Genomic DNA, 10,521 nt, shown 5'->3' with positions numbered 1-10,521 from the left:
GGCATGGGGCATGGGGCATGGAGACAAGGGAGACAAGGGAGATAAGAATAACTCCCCAGTCATCAGTCATCAGTCATCAGTCATCAGTCATTATTCCCAATGCCCAATGCCCCATGCCCCATTCCCAATTCCAAAATTTAAACATTCTTTACATATAAGCTAGGAAAAATTGCCCACTTCAGCTAAAAATAAAAATGAGAGAAGTTGACAAAACTTTAATTTGTTCTTAAAAGAGGGGTTCTAGATATGGATATCGATTTTCGTTTAGCGATCGTTTTAGCTCCAGTTGCTATTGCTGCTGGCTGGGCAGTATTTAATATTGGTGCTGCTGCTTTAAGACAAATTCAAGGCTTTTTGGATAGAGAAGCCTAAATCAGGCTTATATAATATCTTTTCAACCGACTGTTTCTCTTTATTAGAACAGTCGGTTTTATTCATGTTAGGTATGGGAGATTAGGAGTGTTGACTCAATATGGTTCGGGGAAAGGGGAAAGGGGAAAGGTTTTAAATACATCTTTTACCCCATATTCCCTAACTTTTTCCCAGACCACAAGGGAAGTTTATACTGCTTATCCGAACTGTATTGACTGGTGGCTACTGACTGAAGAGTTAAAAATTATTCTCCTTGTCTCCCTTGTCTTCCCATCTCCCCTACCTGTCCATCTCCCCTACCTCCCCATCTCCCTCACCTCCCAATACTTGTCGGTTAAGGGGGAAAGGGAAAGGGGAAAAGGGAAAGAAAAAACCTTTAACCCTTACCCTTTAACCCCTTCGGGGTGACGCTCCTTCGTCGCTAACGCTGACGCTAACGCCAGTCGCTCATGGGGGAAACCCCCAAGACCGCGCTGGCTCACCTTTTCCCCAAACCAAATTCCAGTTTAAAATCCTTAACCGAGCAGTATTGCCTCACCTCCCCACTCCCCTCTCGTGGATATCGATTCTATAATCCAACCTCTTCAACGCTTTGGTGTCCATCTTGGACTCGATCGCATTCTCAATCTGTTGGCAAATCTTGGCAATCCCCATCACCATGTTCCGGTAATTCACGTTGCTGGTACTAATGGTAAAGGTTCAGTTTGCGCTTATCTTTCCTCGGTACTTACTGAGGCTGGTTATCGTACAGGACGTTACACTTCGCCCCATTTAGTTGATTGGACGGAACGTATTTGTCTCAATGAAGAACAAATTTCTTCGGAAGAATTAAACCAATTATTTCAACAAGTACAAGCGGCAATTCCTCTAAATGAACAATCACCCACTCAATTTGAAGTAATCACCGCCGCAGCTTGGTTATATTTTGCCCAAGCTAAAGTCGATGTTGCAGTGGTGGAAGTGGGACTAGGGGGGCGCTTGGATGCTACCAATGTCTGCTTGGAACCTTTGGTGACAATTATCACTTCCATTAGTCGGGAACATTGGCAACAGCTGGGCCCCACCGTCGCTGACATTGCCAGAGAAAAAGCAGGTATTCTGAAACCGGGGCGTCCTATTGTGGTTGGAAAATTGCCACCAGATGCCGAAGAAATGGTGCGATCGCGTGCTTTAGAATTACAATGTCCAATTTTTACACCACAACCCGCCCGCCAAATTGCTACAGGCTGGGCAGAATATGAAACAATTCAAACTTCAAAATTTATTAAATATCCTTTGCCATTAGCAGGACAAATTCAGTTAAATAATTCAGCTTTGGCTTTAACTGCTTTAGAAATTCTCCAACAACAAGGTTGGCACATTTCTCAAACAGCTATAGAGAATGGGATGGCGAAAACTCGATGGCCGGGGCGGATGCAATGGACTAGTTGGAAAAATTATCAATTATTAATTGATGGCGCTCATAACACAGCCGCAGCCGAAGTTCTTCGCCAGTATGTTGATAGTTTAGACGCCGTAAAACATAAACCCGTAACTTGGATAATGGGAATGTTTGCTGATAAAGACCATGCTGATATTTTTGCCGCTTTATTGCGCCCAGGCGATCGCCTTTTTTTAGTCCCAATACCAGTAGAACCCTGGCCTGGTAGAACTTCTGCTAATTTAGACGAACTAGCCAATTTAGCTTACAACCTCTGTCCACAATTAAGCGATCGCCAAATACATCCAGACTTATTCACAGCACTAGAAACCGCAACCTCAACCACCACCAAAGAGGATTTAATCGTTGTCTGTGGTTCCCTTTATTTAGTCGGTGATTTTTTGCAAATGAAGAGTAGGGAGTTAAGAGTTAAGAGTTAGGAGTGAGGAGTTAGGGATTTCCAAGAAATAAATTACTACTACTTGTGGGGTAGGCATCTTGCCTGCCCTTGATTACGAGACTCCACTCCACAATAAATAACTGGATATTTTTTTATTTGGAAGTTTTTAACTCCTAACTCCTAACTCCCCACTCTTCACTCTTCACTCTTCACTCTTCACTCTTCACTCTTCACTCTTCACTCTTCACTCCTAACTCCCCACTGCCCAAATTTACCTTTCATTCCACTGTTGCGCGGCATCTTCCACAGCTTTATCTACTGTTTTTTCGCCTAACATTGCTGCTTGCAAGTTTTCGTAAATTGCTTTTTGCAATTTATTGGAATCCTTCAAAGTAGGAGTTAATATTTCTGCTTGTTGTAGTTGTTGGGCAGTGATAACTCGCGCTTTTTCTATTGTTGAAGCATTAGCTGGAACATCTTTAAAGTAGCTGTCAGATAATGCTTTAACTGTGGAAGGTAGAACATTTGCGGCTTTTGCAAAGGCTAACTGATTTTCGTCATTGGTGACAAATAAAGCAAACTTCACAGCAGCATCTGGTTGTTTGCTGTCACGGGGAATAACTATGTTCATCACTGCGACATTTTTCTTGCCGGTGTCGCCGGTGAGTTGGGGTGCGATTTGTGAAGCTTGAGCAATTTTTGGGGCATTATTAGCGATCGCTTTGAGAAACTCTGGCCCAGAAGCTAGAAAAGCCGTTTCTCCAGATTGGTATAAATCGATCGCCTGCCGATGTCCTTGAGTCAAAACCTCTTTAGGCAGCAAACCTTTTTTATACAAGTCTACCCAATATTGAAACGCAGCTTTCCCTTGTGGCGAATTAAACGCAGCTTTCCCTTGGTCATCTATTAAAGTCACTCCCATCTGCACAAAAGATTCCAGCACTTCTCCTGAATCTTGCGGTACAAATGTCACAAAAAAAGCATATTTCCCAGTCTTATCTTTAATTTGTTGCGCTGCTTGCGCTAATTCTGCGTAGGTTGCAGGTGGTTTATTTATACCTGCCTGTTTTAATAAATCGGTGTTATAAATGGTTAACCGTGTGGTGAGATACCAAGGAATTCCAAAACTCTTACCATTAAGTGTACTCGCTTTCCAGATATTCGGTAGATAGGAGGAACGTACATCGTTTGGAATCTTTGTGTCCAAATCTAACCAAGCATTTCGTCCGGCAAGTTGAGAAGCAAAACCGGGATTTAGATTAACAACATCAGGTGGCGTTTTTCCGGAAACAGCTGTTAAGATTTTGTTCTCCATTGCTGCCCAAGGTACATCAACCCAGTTAACCTTTATACCTTGATTTTGTGATTCAAAATTGGTAATTAGGCTTTTGAAGTAGTCCGTAAATTGGGGTTGCAGTTGCATCGTCCAAAACTCAACAGTTGCTACTCCTGAAGTAGTTTGTTTTGTATTTGTACCACCTGTACCACAACTTACAATCCAGCTAGTTAATAAGCCAAGCAGTACTAAAGCAGTAAGTTGTTTAAATTTTCGCAATTGAATCATCTTCCCAGTATTTTTACGCTTGTTCGTGGTGAAAATCTTATGCAGAATTGACGAGATTATAGGGTAAATCAATTACCAGTAGTAGAGATAACTAGGGAACAGGGAACAGGGAACAGGGAACAGGGAACAAGGAACAGGGAATAGGGAGATGGAGAAAAGTTTTAAACTCTTAACTCCTAACTCCTAACTCCTAACTCCCATACTCCTAACTCCTAACTCACCATCCCCAATCCCCAATACAATTTAGCAGTCCAGCGGGCACAACTGTGGTGAAAAGCTTCAATAGTCTGTTTGGCAAATCAAATAAAGGGATCGGCATTGAACTTGCTCCTGAACGAGTAAATGTAGTTCAGCTACGCAAGCAACGTCAAGGTTTGAAAATAGAAACCTTAACATCAGTAGCGGTTCCTGAAGGTGTAGTTACTGATGGTCAAATCACTGATCCTCCAGCAATGGCGCAGTTAATTCAAGAAGCGCTAACCCAAGGCAAAATCAAAGCTTCTCATGTTGCTACTGCTGTACCAGGACGAGATTCTATCGTTCGTCTGATACCAGTACCATCAGAATTAGATGATAAAGAACTGCGGGAAATGGTACTAAATCATGAAGCAGGTCTGTATCTGCCATATCCTCGTGAAGAAGCTGATGTAGATTATCAAAAACTTGGGTATTTTGTAGATGAAGATGGCATTGAAAAAGTACAGGTACTCTTAGTTGCTACCCGCAAGGAAGTAACAGATACCTATATCAGCACATTCGAGCAAGCAGGATTACAAATCGATGTTTTAGAAATTAACAGTTTTGCTCTCATTCGGACTATTCGCGACCAATTGCGACAATTTGGCCCGCAAGAAGCAGCAGTACTAGTTGATATTGAGTTCGACAGCACAGAAATTGCCATCATCGTTAATGGAGTACCGCAATTTTCCCGCACAGTACCCATAGGAACTTATCAAATGCAAACTGCCCTGGCAAGGGCAATGAGCTTACCTGCATCACGAGATATGGAAATGTTATATGGGATGGTGATTACTCCCACTCCCATAGACGGCGGTAAAACTGGTGTTACGGAACTCAATCCTGGTATGGCAGCAATACTGAGAGTATTGGGCGAACTCACAGATGAACTCCGCCGTTCCATCGATTTTTATCTTAATCAAAGTGAAAATCTGGAAGTAGCACAGATTTTATTAGCTGGGCCTGGAGGTGGACTCCAACAGCTTGATGAATTCTTTACCCAACGATTAAGCTTGCCAACCATCCAAATAGATCCAATCGGTGCTTTGTCGTTGGAAGTTGACAGCAACAAATATACACAGGTACAACGCTCTGGTTTGGCAGTGGTACTTGGTCTGGGAATGCGGGAGGTCTAATTAATTGGGGATTTGGGATTTTAAATTTTGGATTCTTTAATTTTGACCATCGCTCTTTTGAAATCTTGGTGAAATTTTGGATTGTCTGTTTTGACAGTCACACTGTTTGAGAATTCTCAAACCATAATATTGGTCTCTAGTTGGTGTGAGAAAATGTATAGTTTGGATGTTAACTTTCTTAAAGACCGCCCAGCACATCAGAAAAAGCCTGAGAAGAAAGGAAAATTATCGCTTAGTCTTCCTGGTGGAAATTTAACACCAATATATATAGGAGTTGCGCTTGGTGTTGGTCTACCAGGTTTATTTGGAGTTAGTTGGTGGTTGTTGCAAGGGAAGATCGTTGAGCTAGATGGCACAATAGCACAACTAGATGGTGAAAGCAAGAGGCTAGATACAGAAATCGGAAACTTGAATAAAATCAAAGCCGAGACTAGCGCCATTAAAGGAGAAACCCAAGCTTTAGTCACTGTATTCGATCAGATTCGTCCTTGGTCTGCAATGCTGCAAGATTTACGCGATCGCATTCCCGCAGCAGTGCAAATTGAGAGTATCAGGCAAATTCCACCCATTGTTGTGGCGGAAGGTAAACCCCCCAATAATCCAGCCGGAGGATTAGAAGTTACTGGATTGGCTCGTTCTTTTAACGATGTCAATGACTTTTTATTAAGTTTGCAACAGTCCCAGTTTTTGAAGTCCTCAGAAAGCAGAATTATTACGGCAACCTTAGTAGATGCTCCCATAACATCAGGTGTTGCTCAATCAGTTCCTGGTGTAACAATTAAGCCTCCAAAAGTCGTTAAATACACCATTCAATCGAGCATGAATGATGTTCCTGCTTCAGAATTAATTCGGGAGTTAGAAAAAAAAGGCACAGTGGGACTAGTGGCTCGAATTCGTAGTATGCAACAAACGGGAGTCATTTCAAAATGACGCTGAGTGATGATTTAAATTTTGCCGACCAAGCCGGAGAATTTGATGCCGCAACCCCAGCGCATCCGGTATTATTTGGCATTGCTTTTACACCAAAAATCATTGGTATTTTGGTAGGGGTAATTGGTTTAGCGGGAGCAGGTTATATAGCATTAAACTTGTTGATGCCAGCTTGGGAAAGCTATCAGCAACAGCAAGCAAAAGTCTCGGAACTCCAAGGACAAATAGACCAAAAGAAACTTAATATCAAACAGATTGACAAAGTTAAAGAGGAACTAGCACAGGCAAAACAGCAAAAAATTCAAGTTTTAGGTTTATTTGCTAATGAGAAAACTTTGGATACATTGCTGTTGGATTTGAACCGTTTAGTTGAATCAGGCAACGCTCAAACTCCCATTAATGGAGTCAGAGCCAAACTTAATAAGTTCGTACCAATTTCCCAACAACCAGAACCAATTATCGATGGCAGTCTAGGAAAAGAAGTTGACGGCAAACTGCAACGCAGCAGTATCAGTGCTGAAATTACAGGAACCTACGAACAAACCCAATCGATAATTCGTAATATTGAACGTTTACAACCTTTGTTGATAGTTAAAGATTATCAATCAACTTTAGCACCAGCTGAGTCAAGGTCACCAACAGATAAAACACCTGTGCGAGTGGGGCCACCAGCAATTAATACATCATTCCAATTACAGGTATTGATGCCACTTAGTCCAGAACAAATAGCAGCCGCAGCAGCTAAAGCTGCTCCGAAAAAGTAGTTATGAATTATGAGCTATAAATTATGAGTTATGAATTATGAGTTATGAATTATAAATTATGAATTATGAGTTATGAATTATGAATTATGAGTTACGAGCTACTATTAACTCCTAACTCATAACTCCTCACTCTTAACTCCTAACTTTTAATTAATTGCTCTTAACTCCTCATTCCTAACTAATTGCTCTTAACTTCTGATTTTTTAACTAACTACTCAAAAATTGATTCTAAACAAGGTTTTATTTAGGTGAGGAATGAACTGTGAAACAGGTTCACGGTAATAGTCTTATATTAGGCACTGCTGCTTTTGTATTTTTGGCAGCTCAACCAGTATGGGCGCAAATTGCTCAAGTTACAGATGTACAGTTAAAACAAGCTAATGGTGGAGTTAGCGTTGTTTTAAAAACTTCTTCAGGGTCGCGTCCCCAAGTTTTTACTACTAAAAGAGGTAAGGCTTTAGTTGCAGACGTTATTAACACTCAATTACGCCTACCACAAGGTAATAGTTTCCGTCAAGATAATCCAGCACCAGGAATTGCTTCCGTAGAGGTCAATCAACTTGATGCCAATAGTGTGCGAGTGACGGTAACTGGCAGTAACAATGTACCTGGTAACGAACCAGTAGTGCGTCAGCCAAATGGAATTACACTCAGCTTTAACTCATCTGCTGGTACCACGACATCAACACCCACACCAACAACACCAACATCCACAGCGACAGCGCCCCCCGCTTCTACTCCAACCCAAACAGCCCAAAACCCCGACGTTCTCGTTCCCAACCCCCAAGTCACCATAGACGGACAACCAGCACAACCCGCTGGCCCTGGTCAGCCTTTGAGTCAAGCTCCACCTTTCTTACCGAGAGCTGTCGCCCCACCAGTAGGAGATATTGCCATTTCTGCCACAGATGCTTCTCCTAGCACCATCGACTTAGGAACTCAGGAACGCGTACCCCGCTTAGTACTGCGAGATGCACCGGTGCGTGAGGTTTTATCATTACTTGCTCGTGCGGCTGGTTTAAATTTGGCTTATGTAGGAGGGCAAGAAGGAGGAGATGATAAAAACACTTCTGTATCTCAAGTTAATACTGGTGATACTGAAAAGCTAATATATCAAAAAATCTCCCTAGATATAGAAAATGAGCCAGTGCAAGATGTATTTAACTACGTCTTGCGCCTTAGTGGTTTAGAAGCCAACCGCAGTGGTCGCACGGTTTTTGTCGGCGCTAAGCTGCCTAATTCTACTCGTGATGTAGTGGTGCGGAGCATGAGACTGAACCAAGCGTCACTGCCAGATGTCTTAAGAGTTTTAGTCAATATGGGAGCAGAAAGTGCTGTAAATGCTGAACAACAGACCACTAGGGTTACTACAGAAGTTGTAGGTAAAGATACTGAGAATAAAAAGGCGACTGAAGACACCGCTCTTACTGCTCAACGTATTAAATTTACTGACTCAATTCCCATACTTCGAGGTTTACAAGTATCAGGGGACGCACGAACTAATACTATTACTTTGGTTGGTGCCCCCAGGTTAGTTGAAATAGCGATGGCTCAAATTGTTCCGCTTGATATCCGTCGTCGTCAAGTGGTAGTCAACGTCAAGATTATCGATGTTAACCTCTTGAACACGCACGACTATAACACTAGCTTTTCTTTTGGGGTTGGCAACAACTACTTTACAAATGATGGTGGTGCAGCGTCTCTAAATTTTGGCGGTTCGAGACCAGCTACAGGAGCTGAAGCATCAAATAGTGTGACTAGTACACCAGTTATCCAGAATCCTGTGACAGGAAGGCCTTTTGTTGACCCCAACACTTCTGTATCTATTCCAGGAACTACTCCAGGTACGGTAGTAGTAGACCCAAACGGCAACATCACTAGAGTCGCGAATCCAGGAAGTGGCACTTTCTATCAACCGATTCCGCCCACTGGCAACCCTCTACAACCAGGTTTCTCTAATATCACTCCAGCAACCGATAACATCATTACAAGGAACGCAGATGGTACATCAAGTATTACACAAGGTGCCCTTGGAACAGCTACTACAGCTTTGCCTTCTCTTTTCCAATTCCCTAAACGCCTGCTCGCTAGCTTGCAGGCTCAAGTCCAAAATGGCAATGCCAAGATTTTGACAGACCCAACCTTAATTGTGCAAGAAGGTCAAACCGCTGATGTTAGGTTAACTCAAGAAGTAGTGGGCAACATCGTAAGGCAAATAACTCGTGGTGATGGCACTTCCTCAGAAACAGTTACAGCTGATAAACAAAGTGTGGGTTTAACTCTAGCTGTAAAAGTTGAACGAATTGATGACAATGGTTTTGTCTCTCTCTCTGTAGCTCCTACAGTTGCATCCCCTCAAGCTCCAGCCAACATTAATTTGGGTGGTAATAGCCAACAAATCTTTTTGGTTTCTACACGCTCCCTTACCTCTGGCTTAATTCGTTTGCGAGATGGTCAAACACTAATTCTTTCTGGTATTATTCAAGACGCAGACCGGACTTCTGTTTCCAAGATTCCTATCTTAGGCGATCTTCCATTAATTGGTTCGCTGTTTAGAAGTACAAACAGATCTAATCAGCGTAATGAGGTAATTGTGTTGCTCACACCTCAAATTATGGATGACTCTGAGAACTCCTCCTACGGCTATAACTACAGCCCTAGCCCACAGGTACGGCAAATGCTTGAGCGTCGAGGCTTGAAGCTTCCTACTGGACAGTAAGAAGGATTATATATAAGCTGAGTCACTTTTGGCAAAGGCTCACATCCCCGACTTCTTAAAGAAGTCGGGGATCTTCTTGTTCGTGAGTAGGATTAAATGTAATTCTAGGTTTCTATTTTTGATTAATTGGTAGAATTTTATTACAGAGCGATCGCCTTTAATCTCAAGTGCAGTTAATTGGCGATCGCTCCATAGTTGATAATAATTAAGCTGGTGGAATTTCTGGAGAAAAAGTGTCTGTACAATTCTCCTCGAAGAAAAAATTTGATGTTTGCATAATAAATGGAAGTTCTGCTCCGACAAGACCCCGTTGGATGCGTTCTGAAGTTTCAGAAAAAATGACAAATAAAGGATATATGCTATCAGATCCTTCACTCAAAATATGACTGTGACGGAGAGGCATCAACCATTCATAATCATTGTCTAAAACAACTTGGGATTGTCGCCAACGTCCTAACAAATCAGAAAAGTCTTCATCGGGACGATGAATAAAGATTAAAATCTCCACTCCAGTTTTTATTTTCCATTCCGGATCGCACATCAAAATTCCCACATCACAAGGCAGAGAAATTGCCTGCGAAGCCGTTGTAGCAGTTTTACGAAGACGCACAATTGGTAAAGGAATAGAAATTACACTCTCATCTGGACGGCGTAAACTGGGAATCATCTCCAAATATGGACGGTGTTGTTTTAGTAAGGCGATCGCAGCCTGATGATTACTGTACTCTGCCAAGCTCGCTTCATACTGAGATTTTTGCACAGTCATAATAAATTAGTTAGGAGTTAGGAGTGGGGAGGTAGGAGTGATGAGTTAGGAGTGATGAGTTACGAGTGATGAGGTAGGAGTTAGGAGTTAGGAGTGATGAGTTAGGAGTGATGAGTTAGGAGTGGGGAGTGATGAGTTATACCAATTTAATATGAAGCTGCATATAATAGAGAGAAGCAAACTCGGTAAGTTTACATACCCATGAGCCGCCCG

The 10,521-nt window shown here is 42.2% G+C and carries 8 protein-coding genes; 6 read left to right on the top strand and 2 right to left on the bottom strand.

The window, feature by feature from the left end:
* The first annotated feature begins 246 nt into the window (after positions 1-246).
* Together GNE10_RS25390 and GNE10_RS25385 are read left to right on the top strand one after the other, a co-directional pair.
* Positions 247-372 carry a photosystem II protein Y gene (locus GNE10_RS25390; RefSeq protein WP_073638940.1) on the top strand — a complete coding sequence of 42 codons (126 nt, stop codon included), beginning with the start codon at positions 247-249 and terminating at the stop codon, positions 370-372.
* 555 nt (positions 373-927) lie between these two features.
* A complete protein-coding gene (locus GNE10_RS25385; RefSeq protein ID WP_185567756.1) occupies positions 928-2,232 on the top strand; it encodes a folylpolyglutamate synthase/dihydrofolate synthase family protein in 1,305 nt (434 codons plus the stop codon).
* Between the two features lie 231 nt (positions 2,233-2,463).
* Here GNE10_RS25385 and GNE10_RS25380 read toward each other — a convergent pair whose 3' ends face one another.
* Positions 2,464-3,756, bottom strand: coding sequence for a sugar ABC transporter substrate-binding protein (locus tag GNE10_RS25380; protein ID WP_185567753.1), 1,293 nt, complete (start codon positions 3,754-3,756; stop codon positions 2,464-2,466).
* A 266-nt stretch (positions 3,757-4,022) separates the two neighbouring features.
* Between GNE10_RS25380 and pilM the strand changes: the two genes are divergently transcribed.
* From pilM to GNE10_RS25360, 4 genes are all read left to right on the top strand, one after another.
* Positions 4,023-5,129, top strand: coding sequence for a type IV pilus assembly protein PilM (gene pilM, locus GNE10_RS25375; RefSeq protein ID WP_185567751.1), 1,107 nt, complete (start codon positions 4,023-4,025; stop codon positions 5,127-5,129).
* Between the two features lie 153 nt (positions 5,130-5,282).
* On the top strand, positions 5,283-6,059 hold the full coding sequence (locus GNE10_RS25370) for a PilN domain-containing protein (RefSeq protein WP_185567749.1): 777 nt from the start codon (positions 5,283-5,285) through the stop codon (positions 6,057-6,059).
* A complete protein-coding gene (locus tag GNE10_RS25365) occupies positions 6,056-6,823 on the top strand; it encodes a pilus assembly protein PilO (RefSeq protein ID WP_185567746.1) in 768 nt (255 codons plus the stop codon). Before GNE10_RS25370 ends, GNE10_RS25365 begins: the two co-directional genes overlap by 4 nt.
* Positions 6,824-7,085: 262 nt before the next feature.
* Positions 7,086-9,542, top strand: a complete 2,457-nt coding sequence (locus GNE10_RS25360; protein ID WP_185567743.1) for a type IV pilus secretin family protein — start codon at positions 7,086-7,088, stop codon at positions 9,540-9,542.
* A gap of 205 nt (positions 9,543-9,747) precedes the next feature.
* On the opposite strand, the gene GNE10_RS25355 is transcribed toward GNE10_RS25360, so the two are convergent.
* Positions 9,748-10,308 (bottom strand): hypothetical protein, encoded by a 561-nt coding sequence (locus GNE10_RS25355; protein ID WP_185567740.1) that lies wholly within the window; start codon positions 10,306-10,308, stop codon positions 9,748-9,750.
* Positions 10,309-10,521 lie beyond the last annotated feature (213 nt).

It is taken from the genome of Nostoc sp. 2RC (assembly GCF_014222165.1).
Taxonomy (GTDB): domain Bacteria; phylum Cyanobacteriota; class Cyanobacteriia; order Cyanobacteriales; family Nostocaceae; genus Nostoc; species Nostoc linckia.
Note: the sequence above shows the minus strand (reverse complement) of the source record. Positions and strands in the feature narration are given on the sequence as shown.